This window comes from Kribbella sp. NPDC003557 (genome assembly GCF_040610805.1).
Classification (GTDB): Bacteria; Actinomycetota; Actinomycetes; order Propionibacteriales; family Kribbellaceae; genus Kribbella.
Genome location: NZ_JBEXMY010000004.1, coordinates 664,899 through 681,557, shown reverse-complemented (window position 1 = coordinate 681,557; position 16,659 = coordinate 664,899). Strand labels below are relative to the sequence as shown.

15 protein-coding genes are annotated in these 16,659 nt (G+C 70.5%); 10 read left to right on the top strand and 5 right to left on the bottom strand.

From position 1 onward, the window contains the following. Positions 1–5 precede the first annotated feature (5 nt). Genes ABZW60_RS19645 through ABZW60_RS19630 form a run of 4 tightly spaced genes read left to right on the top strand, consistent with a single transcriptional unit; the run spans position 6 to position 6,601 of the window. Positions 6–3,212 carry a glycoside hydrolase family 97 catalytic domain-containing protein gene (locus ABZW60_RS19645; protein ID WP_355478675.1) on the top strand — a complete coding sequence of 1,069 codons (3,207 nt, stop codon included), beginning with the start codon at positions 6–8 and terminating at the stop codon, positions 3,210–3,212. A 17-nt stretch (positions 3,213–3,229) separates the two neighbouring features. Continuing rightward, a complete protein-coding gene (locus tag ABZW60_RS19640; RefSeq protein ID WP_355478674.1) occupies positions 3,230–4,282 on the top strand; it encodes a Gfo/Idh/MocA family oxidoreductase in 1,053 nt (350 codons plus the stop codon). Continuing rightward, complete coding sequence (locus ABZW60_RS19635; RefSeq protein ID WP_355478672.1) at positions 4,279–5,442, top strand: Gfo/Idh/MocA family oxidoreductase; 1,164 nt, start codon at positions 4,279–4,281, stop codon at positions 5,440–5,442. Before ABZW60_RS19640 ends, ABZW60_RS19635 begins: the two co-directional genes overlap by 4 nt. Before the next feature lie 25 nt (positions 5,443–5,467). Continuing rightward, positions 5,468–6,601 (top strand): glycoside hydrolase family 172 protein, encoded by a 1,134-nt coding sequence (locus tag ABZW60_RS19630; RefSeq protein ID WP_355478670.1) that lies wholly within the window; start codon positions 5,468–5,470, stop codon positions 6,599–6,601. Here ABZW60_RS19630 and ligD (ABZW60_RS19625) read toward each other — a convergent pair. The 4 genes from ligD (ABZW60_RS19625) to ABZW60_RS19610 form a co-directional block, all read right to left on the bottom strand. Beyond that, positions 6,598–7,488, bottom strand: a complete 891-nt coding sequence (gene ligD, locus ABZW60_RS19625) for a non-homologous end-joining DNA ligase (RefSeq protein WP_355478668.1) — start codon at positions 7,486–7,488, stop codon at positions 6,598–6,600. The genes ABZW60_RS19630 and ligD (ABZW60_RS19625) overlap by 4 nt on opposite strands. Continuing rightward, entirely contained in the window at positions 7,485–8,405 is a 921-nt protein-coding gene (ligD, locus tag ABZW60_RS19620; RefSeq protein WP_355478666.1) for a non-homologous end-joining DNA ligase, read from the bottom strand. Before ligD (ABZW60_RS19620) ends, ligD (ABZW60_RS19625) begins: the two co-directional genes overlap by 4 nt. 99 nt (positions 8,406–8,504) lie before the next feature. Next, a complete protein-coding gene (locus ABZW60_RS19615; protein ID WP_355478664.1) occupies positions 8,505–9,758 on the bottom strand; it encodes a HAMP domain-containing sensor histidine kinase in 1,254 nt (417 codons plus the stop codon). After that, positions 9,755–10,447, bottom strand: a complete 693-nt coding sequence (locus ABZW60_RS19610; protein ID WP_355478663.1) for a response regulator transcription factor — start codon at positions 10,445–10,447, stop codon at positions 9,755–9,757. The genes ABZW60_RS19615 and ABZW60_RS19610 overlap by 4 nt, the downstream gene beginning before the upstream one ends. A gap of 125 nt (positions 10,448–10,572) precedes the next feature. Between ABZW60_RS19610 and ABZW60_RS19605 the strand changes: the two genes are divergently transcribed. From ABZW60_RS19605 to ABZW60_RS19585, 5 genes are all read left to right on the top strand, one after another. Next, complete coding sequence (locus ABZW60_RS19605; protein WP_355478662.1) at positions 10,573–10,896, top strand: hypothetical protein; 324 nt, start codon at positions 10,573–10,575, stop codon at positions 10,894–10,896. Beyond that, positions 10,893–11,900: a MoxR family ATPase gene (locus tag ABZW60_RS19600; RefSeq protein ID WP_355478660.1), complete on the top strand. Its 1,008-nt coding sequence runs from the start codon at positions 10,893–10,895 to the stop codon at positions 11,898–11,900. Before ABZW60_RS19605 ends, ABZW60_RS19600 begins: the two co-directional genes overlap by 4 nt. Beyond that, complete coding sequence (locus ABZW60_RS19595; RefSeq protein WP_355478658.1) at positions 11,897–12,826, top strand: DUF58 domain-containing protein; 930 nt, start codon at positions 11,897–11,899, stop codon at positions 12,824–12,826. Before ABZW60_RS19600 ends, ABZW60_RS19595 begins: the two co-directional genes overlap by 4 nt. Further along, positions 12,823–13,761: a VWA domain-containing protein gene (locus ABZW60_RS19590; protein WP_355478656.1), complete on the top strand. Its 939-nt coding sequence runs from the start codon at positions 12,823–12,825 to the stop codon at positions 13,759–13,761. Before ABZW60_RS19595 ends, ABZW60_RS19590 begins: the two co-directional genes overlap by 4 nt. A gap of 181 nt (positions 13,762–13,942) precedes the next feature. Beyond that, positions 13,943–14,701 carry a trypsin-like peptidase domain-containing protein gene (locus tag ABZW60_RS19585; protein ID WP_355478655.1) on the top strand — a complete coding sequence of 253 codons (759 nt, stop codon included), beginning with the start codon at positions 13,943–13,945 and terminating at the stop codon, positions 14,699–14,701. A 121-nt stretch (positions 14,702–14,822) separates the two neighbouring features. Here ABZW60_RS19585 and ABZW60_RS19580 read toward each other — a convergent pair whose 3' ends face one another. Further along, positions 14,823–15,641, bottom strand: coding sequence for a phytanoyl-CoA dioxygenase family protein (locus tag ABZW60_RS19580; RefSeq protein ID WP_355478653.1), 819 nt, complete (start codon positions 15,639–15,641; stop codon positions 14,823–14,825). An 87-nt stretch (positions 15,642–15,728) separates the two neighbouring features. On the opposite strand from ABZW60_RS19580, the gene ABZW60_RS19575 reads away from it, so the two are divergent. After that, on the top strand, positions 15,729–16,571 hold the full coding sequence (locus ABZW60_RS19575) for an AraC family transcriptional regulator (protein WP_355478651.1): 843 nt from the start codon (positions 15,729–15,731) through the stop codon (positions 16,569–16,571). Positions 16,572–16,659: the final 88 nt, after the last annotated feature.

Sequence of the window (16,659 nt, the reverse complement as noted above, 5' to 3'; positions counted from 1 at the left end):
CGGCCATGAGACGACGACTGCTCGCGGTAGTGGCGGCTCTGCTGATCTCCGGAGGGATCATGGCGACCCCGGCGCACGGTGAAGAATCCGGCACCTTCGTCGAATCGCCGGACCGGGGACTGCGGGTCGCGGTCACCACCGTGGGCGGTCGGATCACCTACGGCGTGACGAAGGACCGCCGACAGCTCGTCGGCGCGTCCGGTCTCGGCCTGGATCTCGCCGGCCGCCCGAGCCTGACCCAGGGCATGACCGTCGAATCGATCGAGCGCCGCACGATCGACGAGACCTGGAAGCCGGTGTGGGGCTCGGCGAGCGAGGTCAGGAACCACGCGAACGAGCTCACCCTGCACACGGTCCAGGCCGGGACGGGCTTCAGGCTCGACGTGGTGTTCCGGGTCTTCGACGACGGGGTCGGCTTCCGTTACCACTTCCCGGATCAGCCGGGGCTGGACGCGTACGTCGTCACCGCCGAGCGGACCGAGTTCGCGCTCGATCCCGCCGCGCGGAGCTGGTCGCTCGCGGCGGGCACGACCTGGTCCGCCGACGAGCAGCACTACCGCGACCAGCCGCTGGCCACGGTCGCCACCGCGCAGACGCCGATGACCGTGGCGCCCGCCGCCGACTCGTACGTCGTGGTGCACGAGGCCGACCTGACCGACTACCCGAGCATGACCCTGAAGGCGGTCGCGAGCCGGCCCGGTGTGTTCAGCAGCGAACTGATCGCGCTTCCGGACGGGACCAAGGCCAAGCTGAGCGGCGAGTTCTCCACGCCGTGGCGAACGCTGACCGTCGGCGGCCGTCCCGGCGACCTGGCCGAGTCCCACCTGATCGAGAACCTCAACGATCCGTGCGCGCTCTGCGGCGACACGTCGTGGATCGAGCCCGCGACGTACGTCGGTGTGTGGTGGGAGCTGCAGCGCCGGCAGACCACCTGGACGGCCGGCCCGAAGCACGGCGCGACGACCGCGCGCGTCAAGCAGTACGTCGATCTGGCCAAGCAGGCCGGCGCGAAGTTCGTGCTCGCCGAGGGCTGGAACACCAACGCCGGCGGCGCCTGGTCGGGCCAGGACTTCCTCACCCCGCAGGCCGACTTCGACCTGCCCGAGGTCCTCCGGTACGCCGCCGCGAACGGCATCGGGTTCATCGCCCACAACGAGACCCGCGGCGACGTCGACTACTACGACCGGAACCTGGAAGCGATCTTCTCCCGCTACCAGGAGCTCGGGATCCACGCGGTGAAGACCGGCTACGCCACCAAGTTCGTGCTCGGCGGGGTCAACCGCAGCCACTTCGACCAGGAAGCGGTCCGCCACTTCCAGCGCGTGATCGACGTGGCGGCCCGGCACCGCATCACGGTCGACGCCCACGAGGCGATCAAGCCGACCGGTCTGGCGCGCACCTACCCGAACATGATGACCGGCGAAGGCGTCGCCGGGATGGAACAGCAGAACTACATGGGTGCCAAGGGCAACCCGCCCGCGCAGGCGACGATCCTGCCCTTCACGCGGTTCCTCGGCGGCCCCGCCGACTACACGCCCGGTGTCCTCGACGTCACCTGGGACCCGGCCCGGCTCGGGACCCGCGTGCAGACGACCTCGGCGGCACAGCTCGCCCTCTACCCGACGTTCTTCAGCCCACTGCAGATGCTCGCCGACACTCCTGAGAACTACGCGGCACATCCCGGATTCGCGTTCCTCAAGGACATGCCGGCCAGCTGGGACGAGACCCACGTCCTGGACAGCGCGATCGGCGACTACGTCACGACAGCCCGGCGCAGCGGCGAGGACTGGTACATCGGCGCGATCACCGACGAGAACGACCGGACCCTGGAAGCGCCGCTGTCGTTCCTCCCGCGCGGCACGTTCGTGGCCGAGATCTACGCCGACGCGCAGGACACCACCTGGAAAGGTGACCCGCTGCCGATCGAGATCCGCAAAACGCTCGTCAGTTCGTCGACCCGGTTGTCCATGTCGCTCGTCGGCGGTGGAGGGCAGGCGGTCCGGATCAGGCCGGCGACCGTCGAGGAGCGCCGCGAGCTGTCCTGGTACGCCGTACCTCAGGTGCGCTACGGAGACCCGGACGCGGTTCTGGACCCGGCCACCCAGCGGCTCACCGTGAAGACGCAGCTCACCAACTCGGGCACCAGCGTGGCGCAGTTCAAGACACAGGTGTACGTCGACGGTCGGGCCAGCGGCGAGGCGCTGCCGGTCCGCGTCGCGGGCGGTGGAACCCGGACGGTCGAAGTGACGCTTCCCGCGGCCGCGGTGCCCGATCGCGACTTCCGGGTCGCGGTGGGGGAGCGTGGCCGGTCCGTGGCGGTCCCGCAGACGCAATCACTGCTTGAGACTGTCAGCGACCTGCGCAAGGCCGGCGAGGTAACCTCGTACGCGATGCACTTGCTGCAGCGAGGGATCCTCACAGCGGACGCGCAACTCCGCCAAGGCAACACGACCGGTCGTCTGCTGGCCCTCCAGGACGTCCGCCGTTCGCTCTACAGCCTCCCTGTCGCCGAAGTGACAGCACCCGCCCGCACGGTCATCGACGATCGACTCACGATTCGGCTGGGCTCACCGCAGGGGCTCTTCTCGATCGCGCTGAAAGTGCGGCTGGGGACCGACGCCGGCACCATCGGCGTACCGCTGTCGGCCAAGCTCGCCGCCGCGCTCGAACCGGCGATCGCCGCGGCGACGCGTCACGACGCGGCCGGCATGCGGGACGCCCTCCGCGGGTTCACGGCCCTGGTCGAAGCCGGGCCGATCGCCCCTGGGACCGCAGCCGAGCTGCTGGCCGCGAGCAACGCGCTGCTCGACGAACCCCGCACGATCGAGGCCGAGGCCGCCCAACTCGTCAACGGGGCGTGCCTGCGGACCGACCATCGCAACTACACCGGGTCCGGGTTCGTGGCGTGCCTGAAGACCAAGGGCAGCGGCGTCCGGTTCGACACGCCGGTCACCGCCGACGGCCTCTACACCGTCCGTGTGCGGTACGCGAACGCGATCGGCACCACCCAAACCATGACCCTCACCAGCGGGACACAGTCTGTCCAGCTCCGGCTACCCACCCTGCCGGACTGGGACACCTGGTCGGACCACGAGGTCAGCATGCCGCTCAGCCGGGCGGCGCCGCTGACCTTCGCGGTCGGCCCGGACGACAACGGCAACGTCAATCTCGACTCCATCACCCTCGCAGCCGACCCGGGCGTCGTCGGCTGATATCGGAAGGAACCCCCTTGAACTCCAGCCAACCCATCCGCTTCGCGGCCGTCGGGCTCGACCACGCGCACATCTTCGGCCAGGTCGCCGGCCTGATCAAGGCCGGTGCGACGTTCGCCGGGATGGCCACCGACGACCCGTCGGCGGCGGTCGCGGTCACGATGCGCGAGCGGTACCCCGACGTACCGTTCGCCGCGGACCCGGACGAGCTGATCGCCGGGGACGGCATCGACCTGGTCGTGACCGCCGCCGTACCGGACCGGCGCGGGCCGATCGCGGTCGCGGCGTTGCGGGCCGGCAAGGACGTGGTCGCGGACAAGCCCGGGTGCGTCACCCTCGAGCAGCTCGACGAGGTCGAGAGGGCGGTCTCCGAGAGCGGCCGGTTCTGGTCGGTGACGTTCTCCGAGCGGTTCGAGGTCGCGTGCGTGGTGAAGGCCGGCGAGCTGGTCCGCGAGGGCCGGATCGGCACCGTGGTGCAGACGCTGGGCGTCGGGCCGCACCGGATCGGGGACCGCGGTCATCTGGCCGGTGGCGGCGGCCGCCCGGACTGGTTCTACGACAAGGCCCGGTACGGCGGCATCCTGACCGACATCGCCTCGCACCAGATCGACCAGTTCCTCTGGTTCACCGGCGCGCGGACCGGTGAAGTGGTGACGAGCTCGGTCGGGAACTTCGCCAACCCCGACGAGCCGGGTCTGCAGGACTTCGGCGAGATCCTGCTGCGCAGCGACAACGCCCAGGGCTACATCCGCGTCGACTGGTACACCCCGGACGGCCTGCCGACGTGGGGTGACGGCCGGCTGACGGTCCTCGGCACCGAGGGCTACATCGAGATGCGCAAGTACGTCGACCTCGAAGGCCGCCCGGGCGGTAACCACCTGTTCCTCGTGGACAACAAGGGCACGCACTACATCGACTGCTCGGACGTCGAGCTGACCTACTACCCGGACCTGCTGCGCGACGTACGGGACCGGACGACAACGGCCGCGCCGCAGGAGCACACGTTCGAGACGATGCGGCTGGCCCTGACCGCGCAGCAGAACGCGACCGTCCGCGGAGCGGCCCGATGAAGGTCGCGATCGTCGGCTGCGGCAACATCAGCCACCGGCACGCGGAGGCCTACGCGAAGACGGGCAAGACCGATCTCGTCGGCGTCGCCGACATCGTCGAGGACAAGGCTCGCGCGTCGGCGGAGAAGTACGGCGCGAAGCCGTACGCGAGCGTGACGGAGCTGCTCGCGGCGGAGAGCCCCGACCTGGTCTCGGTGACGACGCCGCCCGGCAGCCATGCCGAGATCGCGATCGAGGTGCTGGCTGCCGGCAAGTCGGTGCTCCTGGAGAAGCCGCCGGTGCTGAGCCTGGCCGAGCTGGACGCGGTCGCGCGGGCCGAGGAGGCGAGCGCGGGGTCGGTCTGGGTGGTGTTCCAGCACCGGCACGGGTCCGGGGCGGTGCGCGCGGCCGACCTGCTCGGCCGCGGCGCACTCGGCCGGCCGTTGGTCGCGGTCTGCGAGACGTTGTGGTTCCGGCCGCGCAGCTACTTCGACCCGGAGTGGCGCGGCACCTGGGTCGGCGAGGGCGGGGGACCGACCCTCGGCCACGGCATCCACCAGATCGACCTGCTGCTGCACCTGCTCGGGCCGTGGCGGACGATCACCGCGTCCGCGGTCCGGCTGGAGCGTCCGGTCGAGTTCGAGGACGTCTCGATGGCCTCGGTGACCTTCGAGAGCGGCGCGGTGGCGACCGTGGTGAACAGCCTGCTGTCGCCGCGCGAGCTGAGCCGGATCCGGATCGACACGACCGGTGGAACGCTCGAGGTGAACCACGTCTACGGCTACTCCGACCGGGACTGGACGTTCCACCCTGCACCCGACGCGGCCAAGGCAGCGACGCTCGGCATCGATCCCGGTGTCCGGCAGGCAGACGGCCTGCTGGTCGAATCGGGTGCGTCCGAGACCGGCGCCGACCCGTGGGCCGCGTCGGCCGGCGAGGACGTCGCGAGCAATCACGACGCCCAGATCAGCCGTCTGGTCGACGACCTGGTGAGCGGCCGTTCGCACGAGACGACGCTGACCAGCACGCGGCCGACGATGGAGTTCGTCACGGCCCTCTACGCGTCGTCGATCACCGGCCGGCCGGTCCGCCGTACCGATCTCACCCCGGACCACCCGTTCTACCGCGCGCTGCACGGGGACCTCCCCGCGACCCAGGTCGCCGAGTCGTTCCTGCCGTGACGCGAAAGTAGGCTTGCCTCAGCGGGTGACCACGGGGGCTGACCGGTTCGAGAGGAATCTCTTGTTCTCCACGTTCAACGTCCCTGTCCTGCCCGACGGTGTGGTGAGTCGGTCGATCAACGCCGAGAACCCGACCGGCGCGCCCGGCGCCGCCGCGCGTGCCGCGTCGGCGCTCGGGCCCGGCCGGAAGGGCTCGCCCGCGGTCTCACTGCCTGCGGGCGAGACCCTCACCCTGGCCGAGATCGAAGGCCCCGGGGTGATCCGTCACATCTGGCTGACCGTCACCGATCGCACCGACCGTGGTCCGTTCGTCCTGCGGGACCTCGTGCTGCGGGCGTACTGGGACGGCTCGGACCTGCCCTCGGTGGAGGTTCCGCTCGGCGACTTCTTCTGCAACGGGTTCGGCACGCGGGCGCTGGTCACCTCCGCGCCGATCGTCGTCGCACCGACCGGCGGGATGAACTGCTACTTCCCGATGCCGTTCCGCGCGGGCGCCCGGATCACCCTGCACAGCGAGCACGCCGGCGACGTACACGGGGTGTACTACCAGGTGGACTACACGCTCGGCGACGACATCCCGGCCGGTACGCCGTACTTCCATGCCCAGTGGCGGCACTCGGACGGCACGGCGCCGCTCGGGACCGACCATGTGATCCTCGACGGGGTGTCCGGCCGCGGTACGTACGTCGGTACGTACCTCGCGCTGACCTCCCTGCACCGGTACTGGTGGGGCGAGGGCGAGGTCAAGTTCTACGTCGACGGCGACGACGAGTTCCCGACGTTGTGCAGCACCGGCCTGGAGGACTACGCGGGTGGCGCGTGGGCCTTCCAGGACGAGCTGCGCACCGCCCCGGAACCGGAGATCCGCACCTTCAGCGCGCCGTACTGCGGCTATCCCTTCCATTCGGCGCGCGACCGGACGAAGGCGTCACCGTTCTCGACCGAGGCCCTGCCGATGCACGGCCTCTACCGCTGGCACCTGCCGGACCCGATCCACTTCACCGAACGCCTCAAGGCCACCGTCCAGCAGATCGGCGCCTGGGACCACGGCCTCTTCGAACGCCAGGACGACATCGCCACCACGGCGTACTGGTACCAACTCGCCCCCCACACCCCGTTCCCACCCCTCCCACCATCCCCCCTCCGCCACCCGCGCTAGGCGGTCCGTTCGAGGCGGCGGCGGGGCTTGGTGAGGGAGCGGCCGCGTAGGTGTGGCCAGGGGTCGCCGTCGCGGTCGATGCGCTTCGGCACAGTGCGCAGCGTGTGCTGGTCGGAGCGGAACTTCCGGTCGTCGAGTTCGCTCCAGTCGAGTGGCGTCGCGACCGGGGCGCCGCGCCGGGCGCGCACGACGTACGGCGGTACGGCGGTCTGGCCGTAGCCGTTGCGCATGATGTCCAGGTACAGGCGGCCGTGCCGGGAGGCCTTGCGTTGCTCGAGCGTGTAGCGGTCCGGCTCGCGCGCGACGAGCACCTCGGCGACCTGCCGTGCGAACGCCCGTACGGTGTCGAAATCGGCTCTGCGGTCGAGCGGGACATGGACGTGCAGGCCCTTGCCTCCGGTGGTTTTGACGACCGCGGGCAGGCCGAGATCGTCGAGCAGTGCGCGCAGGTCGAGTGCGCCGCGCCGGGCGGCTTCGAAGCCGTCCGGCGGGTCCAGGTCGAAGATCAGCTGGTCGGGATTGTCGGGGCGATCGGCGCGCGACAGCCAGGCGTGCGGCGTGATGCAGGCCTGGTTCGCCAGGTAGACGAGGGTCGCGGTGTCCCGCGCGACCGCGTGGACGACCTGCCCGCTGCCGTCGGCGCGATCCACCGCCGCGGTCTCGATCCAGTCGGGGAAGTACTCCGGCGCCTTCTGCTGGAAGACCTGCTGCGCGTCGATGCCGTCGGGATAGCGTTCGAGCGACAGCGGCCGGCCGCGGAGGTACGGCGTCATGTGCGGGCCGACGGTCTCGTAGTACTCGACGAGGTCCCCTTTGGTCAGACCGTCGCCGGGGAAGAACACCTTGGCGGTGTTGCTCAGGTCGACGGTCCGGCGGCCGACTCTCATTGCGCACGCTCCCGGATGACTTCGTGTGCTTGCTTGTCGAAGCGGAGGCCCTGGAATCTGGGGTGTCGGAGCATGCCGTCGCGGGTCCATTCGGAGAAGGCGACCTGGCCGACGAGCTGGGGTCTCACCCAGTGCACCCGGAGGCGGGGAAGCTTGCCGGTGGCAAAGGGTGGCTTGTCCTGCTCCAGCGCGAAGAGTTTGCGGGAAAGGTCGTCGAGCGTGCGCTGGTCGTAGCCGGTGCCGACCTTCCCGGCGTACCGGAGCTCGTCGCCCTCGTAGTAGCCGACGAGCAGCGCGCCGAAGCCGGACCGGGTGCCCTGGGGATCGGTGAAGCCGCCGATCACGAACTCCTGGGCGATGACGCACTTGAACTTCAGCCAGTTCCTGGAGCGGCCGGAGGTGTACGTCGAGTCCGCGCGTTTGGCGATCACGCCTTCCCAGCCGTGCCGGCACGCGTGTTCCCAGTAGGCGACGCCGTCGCGGTTGCGGTGCGCGGTGTAGCGGAGCGGATCGGCGTACGCGAGGAGCCGGCGGAGGATGCCCTTGCGATCGCGCAGCTCGACGCCGGTCAGGTCACGGCCGTCGGACCGCAGGACGTCGAACAGGTACAGGTAGACGGCGACGGTGCTGCGCCGGGCCTTGTCCGGATCGTTGACCTGCATCCGTTGCTGCAGCCGCGCGAAACTCGTGGCGTGACCCGCGAACGCAACGATCTCACCGTCCAGGACGAAATCGCCCTCCTGCGCCGCGAGCGCGTCCACCAGCTCGGGGTAGCTGTCGTTCAGCTCGTGCCGGTTCCGCGAGTACAACGACACGCGCCCGTCTGTCCGATGCACGAGGCACCGGACGCCGTCGAGCTTCCGCTCGTAGATCCACTCCGCATCCGAGAACCGCTCAGCGGTCAACGTCGCAAGCATCGGAGAGATCCACGCTCCGTCACGACCCGCCACCAGGTCCTGGTGCCCAGTGCGGCGCGTCGCATGCATCGGGGTGGAACGGAGCGGTGACCGAAAGGTTCAGCGGCGAGGGCCCAGCGGGTCGCCGGTCGGGGGTGCGGGGGAGCGGCGGGTCGTGTTGGTGAGCGAGCGCTCGGGGAGCCAGATGACGAACGTGCTGCCGACCCCGAGTTCGGAGTGCAGTGTGACGGTGCCGCCGTGGGATTCGGCGATCTGCCGGACGATCGCGAGGCCGAGACCGGCTCGTCGCTGCCCGGTCGACGGCACGGTCGCGGGCGATTGTTGCTGGCCGGCCCGGTAGAAGCGGTCGAACACGCGGTCCGCGTCGTCGGCCGCGATCCCCGGGCCCTCGTCACGGACCGCGATCCACGCCCAGCCGTTGCGGCTACCGACCGCGAGGACCAGTTCACTGCCGCCGCGCGCCAGACGGACCGCGTTCGAGAGCAGGTTGTCGACCGCCCGGCGCAGCGCCGAGGCGTCCCCGGCGGCAACCGGACCGGGCGACAGGCGGCGGACGACGCGCAGCTCGCGATCGGCCGCGAGCAGTTCGTACTCCTCGGCCGCCTCGCCGGCGATCGTCGCGAGGTCCACGTCGGCGTCGACGAACGCCGGTGACGACCGGCGGGCGGAGGCGAGCAGGTCCTCGACGAGGCGGGTCATCCGCTGGATCGCGCGGCCGACGATCGCGGTCGCCTGCGCCCGGTCGTCCGGCGGCGTGTCGTCGTGCGCGAGGACCGCGTCGACGTTCGCCTGGATCACGGCGAGCGGGTTGCGCAGCTCGTGCGAGGCGTCGTCGACGAGCTGCCGCTGTGCCAGGAACGCCGTTTCGAGCCGCTCGAGCATCCCGTCGACGGTGTCGGCCAGGTTGCGCAACTCGTCGTGCGGACCTTCGAGGGCGATCCGGCGGGACAGGTCGGTCGCGGAGATCTCCTGCGCGGTGGCGGTGATCCGCCGCACCGGACGCAGGACCCGGCCCGACAACCACCAGCCGGTGCCGAGGCTGACCAGGAGCAGTGCGCCGATGCCGGCCGCGGAGTAGTCCCGCAGTGTCTGGAGTGTCTGGTAGTTCACCGCGGACTGCACACCGGAGAGCTCGGCGGCCTGGATCACCTGGCCCGGCTTGAGGTGGAGCTCGCCCTGCGCGTCCCTGTAGTACTTCTGGACCTCGATCTGGTCCAGCGGTTTCGGCTCGAGGATCTGCGACAGCGCGACGTACACGCCGCCGAGCAGCAGCGCGGACAGCGCGATCAGGACGGCCGAATAGGTGAGCGTCAGGCGGAACCGGATCGTCTGCGCCCAGAGCGGAAGCTTCATCTGTCACCTCGGAGGCGGTAGCCGCGGCCGATCACGGTCTCGAGGATCGGTTCCTCGCCCTCGCGCGCGAGCTTGCGGCGCAGAGTGCCGACGGTCACCCGGACGGTCTGGGTGAACGGGTCCGCGTTCTCGTCCCAGACGTGTTCGAGCAGTTCCTCGGCCGAGATCACGTGGCCGGGCCGCGACATCAGGTATCGCAGGATGCCGAACTCCTTCAGCGTCAGCGGGAGCTCGCGCCCGGCGCGGGTGGCCAGGTGCCGGGAGGAGTCCAGAACCAGGTCGCCGACGTGCAGCTGGGTGGTGCCGTTGGTGACGTCGCGGCGGAGCAGGGCGCGGATCCGGGCGAGCAGCTCGACCAGCGCGAACGGCTTGGTCAGGTAGTCGTCGGCGCCTTCGTCGAGCCCGCGGACGCGGTCGGCCAGCGAGGCACGGGCGGTCAGCATCAGCACCCGCAGCTCGCGTCCGGACGCCACCTCGATCTCGCCGCGGCGGACCGCGCGGCACAGGTCGAGGCCGCTGGTGTCGGGCAGCGTGATGTCCAGGATCGCCAGGTCGTACGGCGTACTCGCGAGCTTGTCCATCGCCTCCGCGCCGGTGGTGGCCGCGTCGACGGCGTACCCGGCCCGGCCGAGTCCCGAGCGCAGCGCGCTGACCAGGCCTTCCTCGTCCTCCACCACAAGTAGTCGCACGCAACCAAGGTAGCCGGGAACCCCCACCCGGCCGGTCCGCGCTTTCGCCGGGCTTTCGGTCGGCTTTCCGGTCGTTTTCGCAGGCCCTTGATGAGCTGTGGCCAATCGAAGCGAAGGAGAACCTGATGAACCTCCCAGGCAAACGGCTGATCCTCGGCACCGCGGTAGCGGTGGCGGCGCTCGGTGCCGGCGGGATCGCGTACGCCGCCGGGAACGACCCCGCGCCGGAGCAGGGCTACGTAACCGTCGACGACGACGCGACCACGCCGTCGCCCTCGCCCTCGCAGCAGAACGGGAACCGGGACGACTGCCCCGAGAAGAACGGCCAGGGCGGGCGGGGCGAACAGGGGCAGCAGGGCCAGGGCCAGGGGGAGCAGGGCCAGGGCCAGGGGGAGCAGCCTTCCCAGCCGTCGCAGCCTGCTGAGCAGAACCCGGCCGGGAACGCATGACCGAGACACATCTCCCCGCGACGGCGGCGTCCCTCGAGCACGCGCTGTTCGAGGTGAAGCGGGTCGTCGTCGGGCAGGACCAGCTGGTCGAGCGGATGCTCGTCGGGTTGCTTGCCCGCGGCCACTGTCTGCTCGAGGGCGTGCCGGGCGTCGCCAAGACGCTCGCCGTGCGCACCCTCGCCGAGGTGATCGGCGGCCGGTTCGCGCGGCTGCAGTTCACCCCGGACCTGGTGCCCGGCGACATCATGGGGACCCGGATCTGGCGGCCGTCCGCCGAGGGGTTCGACACCGAGCTCGGCCCGGTGTTCGCGAACCTCGTCCTCGCCGACGAGATCAACCGGGCGCCGGCCAAGGTGCAGTCCGCGTTGCTGGAGGCGATGGCCGAGCACCAGGTCAGCATCGGCGGCACGTCGTACCGGCTGCCGGAGCCGTTCCTGGTGCTCGCGACCCAGAACCCGATCGAGTCCGACGGCGTGTACGCGCTGCCCGAGGCGCAGCGGGACCGGTTCCTGCTGAAGATCACGGTCGACTACCCGACGCCGATGGAGGAGCTCACGATCCTGCAGCGGATGAGCGCGCACCGTCCGCACGCGAACGCGGTCCTCACCCCGGAGCAGGTCGCACAGTTGCAGGAGGCAACGGACGACGTGTTCGTCCACAACGCGGTGGCGGAGTACGTCGTCCGCCTCGTGCACGCGACCCGGGTGCCGGGGCAGTACGGGATCCACGACCTGGCCGGCGTGCTGGAGTTCGGTGTCAGCCCGCGGGCGACGCTGGGCCTGGTCGCGGCCGGGAGGGCGCTGGCGTTGCTGCGCGGACGGGACTACGTGTTGCCGGCCGACGTGTACGACGTCGCGGTCGACGTGATGGCGCACCGGCTGGTGCTCACGTTCGACGCGCTCGCCGACGGGGTCGATCCGCGGTCGGTCGTCACACGCGTCCTGCACACCATCGAGCAGCCGCACGTGGTGCCCTCCGACAATGCGCAGGGGTCGGCGGCATGACCGACCTGCTGACCGGGCGGGAGCGGGCACTGCGCGCGCTCGAGCTGACCGTGAAGCGGAAGCTCGAAGGCTTCCTGCACGGCGAGATCACCGGTCTGCGCAGCGGTCCCGGCAGCGAGCCCAACGAAGCGCGCCCGTACCAGCCGGGGCAGGACGACGTACGGCGGATGGACTGGAACGTGACCGCCCGCTCCCTGGAACCGCATGTCCGAGCACCGCTGGCGGAGCGGGAGCTGGAGACGTGGGCCTTGCTGGACGCGTCCGCGAGTATGGACTTCGGCACCGCGCTGAGCGAGAAGCGCGACCTGGCCGTCGCGATCGTCGGGGTCGTCGGGCTGCTGTCCGACAGCCCCGGCAACCGGCTGGGCGTACGCGTTGCCCAAGGCAACGACCTCCGCCGCCTGCCGGCCGCCGCGGGCGCGGTCCAACTCCGCCGTACCCTCCGGACACTGCTCTCGCTTCCGCGCCCTGAACCCGGCGCGGTCCCCAGGACAGATCTGGGTCGTGCGATCAGTCGTCTCAACCGCGATCATCCGAGGCCCGGGTTGCGCCTGATCGTCTCGGACTTCCACGAGACCGGCTGGGCGGACCCGCTGCGGAGGCTGGCGGCCAGGCACGAGGTCATCGCCGTAGAGGTCCTGGACCCCCGCGAACTCGAGCTCCCCGAGGTCGGCCTGCTCACCCTCGTCGACCCGGAAACGGGACAGCGCCGCGAGGTCCGGACCTCGAGCCGGAAGCTGCGCTGCCGGTACGCCGATGCGATGGCCGCGCACCGCGAACAGACCACCCAGGCGATCCGGGCCGCCGGTGCGGCGCACCTCGTGCTGCGCACCGACACCGACTGGGTCCGCGACGTCGCCGCCTTCACCACCGCGCGCCGCCGGGCCGGCGTCCGGCGCAACCCGACCGCTGTGAGGACCAGATGAGATTCGAGCAACCACTGTGGCTCTGGCTGCTGGTACTGGTCGCCGCGCTGGTGGCGGCGTACCTGATCGCCCAGCGCCGCCGGACGAAGTACGCCGTCCGGTTCGCGACCCTCCCGATGCTGGACAAGGTCGCCCCCAAGCGGCCCGGCTGGCGCCGGCACGCGCCGGCCGCGGCCTTCCTCGCCGCACTCACCGTGCTGACGATCGCGATCGCCCGGCCGGTCGCCGACATCCGGGTCCCGCGCGAGCGCGCCACCGTGCTGGTCGCGATGGACATCTCGAACTCGATGGCGGCGACCGACGTCGCGCCGAACCGGTTCGAGGTCGCGAAGCAGGCGGCCGTGGAGTTCGTGCGGGACCTGCCGGAGAAGTTCAACGTCGGGCTGGTGTCGTTCGCGCGGACGGCGAGTGTGGTGTCGGCCCCGAGCACGAATCACCAGGCGACCGTCGACGCGATCAACAGCCTGCAGCTGAGCGACTCGACGGCGATCGGCGACGCCGTGCTCACCAGCCTGCAGGCGGTGCGGACGATCGACCCGGACGATCCGCCGCCGAGCCGGATCGTGCTGCTGTCCGACGGCGGCAACACCGCGGGCAGCCCGATCGACCAGGCGGCCGAGGCGGCCGCGCAGGCCGGCGTGCCGGTGTCGACGATCGCGTACGGCACACCGGACGGCACGGTGAATCTGGAAGGCCGGGACATCCCGGTGCCCGCCGACGCCGAGGCGTTGCGGGGTCTGGCCGACGCGACCGACGGATCCTTCTACGAAGCCGAGAGCGACGAGCAGCTGAGAGACGTGTACTCCGACCTGCAGTCGTCCATCGGCTGGACCACCGAGCCGCGCGAGATCACCAACCTCGTCGCCGGAGTCGCCCTGGCGGCGGCGCTGCTCGCCGCACTCGCGTCACTCCTCTGGTTCTCCCGTCTTCCTTGATCAGGAGCCACCTATGTCTCCACACCTGGGCCAGCCCTTCCGCGGACCCGACTACCTCCCGGGTCCACCCCCCAACTCCGTCACCCCGGTCCCCGCTCCGGCATCCCCCTCTCCGGCAGCGGCACCTCAGGCCGGGGTGACGGTCCCCGCACCCGCGCCCCCGCCGCTCACGCCGCCGGCTGTGCCGGCCGGCTTGCGATCTGGTGGTCGTCGGCGGGCCGGGCTCGTCATCGGGACGCTCGCGCTCTCCCTCACCGCCGGTGGGCTCGCCGGTGCCTTCACCGGCGCTCGCGACCCAGCCACAGACCTCCAGCAGTCGTCAGCACCTCCGGCAGCCGCCCAGGGCTCGATCACCGCGGCCGCCGCGAGCGTCCTGCCCGGAGTGGTCTCGGTACGCGCAGGCCGCGCGACCGGCTCCGGCTTCGCAGTCGACCAGGACGGCCACGTGGTGACGAACGCCCATGTAGTAGAAGGAGCGAGCGATGTCTCACTGGTCCTGTCGAACGGCCGTACCGTCGACGCGACAGTCGTCGGCGCCGACGAGAACAACGACCTCGCCGTACTCCAGGTCGCGTCCGCCGACGCCGCGGCCCTGCGCGCGCTCACGCTCGGCCGGTCCGCCCAACTCCAGGTCGGCGACCCGGTGCTGGCCGTCGGATCCCCCCTCGGCCTGGAAGGAACCGTGACCGCAGGCATCGTCAGCGCCGTCAACCGCCAGGCCCGCTTCGGCGACAACGGCACCCGCCAGACCGCGATCCAGACCGACGCCGCCATCAACCCCGGCAACTCCGGCGGCCCTCTCGTCAACGCCGCCGGCCAGGTGGTCGGCGTCAACACCGCCATCGCCACCCTCGGCACCACCCGCTCCGGCAACATCGGCATCGGCTTCGCCATCCCGGTAGACCGCATGACCACCATCGTCAACAGCCTCCTGGACTGACGGCGAGGGTGTGCGGATCTGCGGCAGGTCGACAGTACGTATGCGTCCACTGCACCCCCATCCGCCCGGTCGTCCGGCGTGCGGTCGTGGTAGTGGACGTATACGTACTGTCCAAATGCAGCTAGAGGATCGGGTTGAGGGGGGATTGGGGGACTTGGCCGGGGGTGGTGCCTGGCATCCAGTTGGCCAGGTCGGCGTGCTGGTTGGTGTTGGTGGGGGCGGCGGCGCGGATGTCGGCGTCGATGTAGATGACGGTCATGACGCGGCGGGGCTGGGTGCCGCGGTTGGGGCCGGCGTGGTGGAAGGTCCAGCCGCGGTGGAAGGACGCGTCGCCGAGGGCGAACGGTTCGACGACGTCCTCGAAGTTCTGTTCCGCCACGGCGTTCTTCAGCCGTTCCTCGGACTCGTCGGAGATCGGCAGATCCCGGCCGAACGCGAAGTTGTGGCTGCCACGAGCGAACGCGAGCGGCCCCATCTCCAACGGCGTCTCCTGCAGCGGCAACCAGATCGTCACGCACCGGTCGGAGGACAGCGGCCAGTAGTACTGATCGGCGTGCCACGGCGTGATCCCGCCGCTCGGCTCCTTGTAGAGCGCCTGGTCGTGGTACAGCCGTACGGCGTGCACGCCCAGCAGTTGCGCCGCGATACCGGCCAGGCGCCGGGAGAACACGAGCTCCTTCACCAGCGCGTTCTGCCGCCACAGGTTCGTCACCTGGAGGAACGCCTTGCCGTACGTGTCGCGCTCGGCGAGCGGCAGGTGCTGGGTGTTGAGCCGGATCACCTCGGAGGTGATCGTCGGCTCGTACCGGGCGATCGTGTCGGGGCTCAGGACGCCGGACAGATGCGCGAACCCGTCGCGGTTGAAGTCGGCGGTGGCAGTCGGCGGCAGGCCGTCGTACGGCGTATCGAGCTCGTCGATGGACAGGTCGGTGGTCGTCATGACTTCCACGATTCCAAGCCGGGCCGCTCGGATGCTACGCCGCTGATGACCGGTTCCGGTACTCAGTTGTCCTCCTAGACTGTCCGGATGAACCCGCGCTACGAGCGCCCGGGAGTCCCGAGCGGTACGACGTTCACGTGCTTCACGAGGCGCGAGCGCTCGTTCGGTTTCGCCTGGCACTTCCACCGGGAGTACGAGCTCACGCTCATCACCGCGGGGCCGGGGACGAGATATGTGGGTACCAGCGTCGAGGGGTATCTGCCGGGCGATCTGGTCCTGCTCGGGCCCGACCTGCCGCACACGTACGCCTCCGAGGAGCAGTCCGAGGCCGCGGTCACGCAGTTCCGGCACGACTTCCTCGGCGCGGGCTTCTTCGAGCTCCCGCAGTTCGCCGCCGTCCAGGACCTGCTGAGTCGGTCGGCTCGCGGGCTGTACTTCGGCGACATCGCGGCCGAGCTGCAGGCCGATATCGCGGCTCTTCCCCGGCTCGAGCCAACGCTCCAGACGGTGCGGCTTCTCGACGTACTGCATCGCCTCGCCGAGGACACGCGGGCGACTCCGATCACCGGTGCCGGGTACGCCGCCGCGCCGAGTACCGCCGTACGGGACCGGGTCGATGTGGTGTGCCGGCACCTCCAGCAGGCGCACACCGAGCCCGTCGTCCTGGACGAGATCGCCGGGCTCGTCCACATGTCGCCGACGTCATTCAGCCGCTTCTTCCGCCGCGCCATCGGCTGCACGCTGACCGACTACGTCAACCAGCTGCGCATCGAGACCGCGTGCCGGCTGCTCACCACCACCGCGCTCCCGGTCACCGAGATCGCCACCCGCAGCGGCTACCACAACCTCGCCAACTTCAACCGCCGCTTCCGCGAACAGAAGACCATGCCACCCAGCCGGTACCGGGCCACCCATCTCCGACCCACCTGAGCCCGGGAGCTAGATGAAAGCGTTTTGAAAGCGGCCTCGGCCACTCTGAGTCGACTGTGTACGGAGATCTACGTCGAGCGGGCTCGGG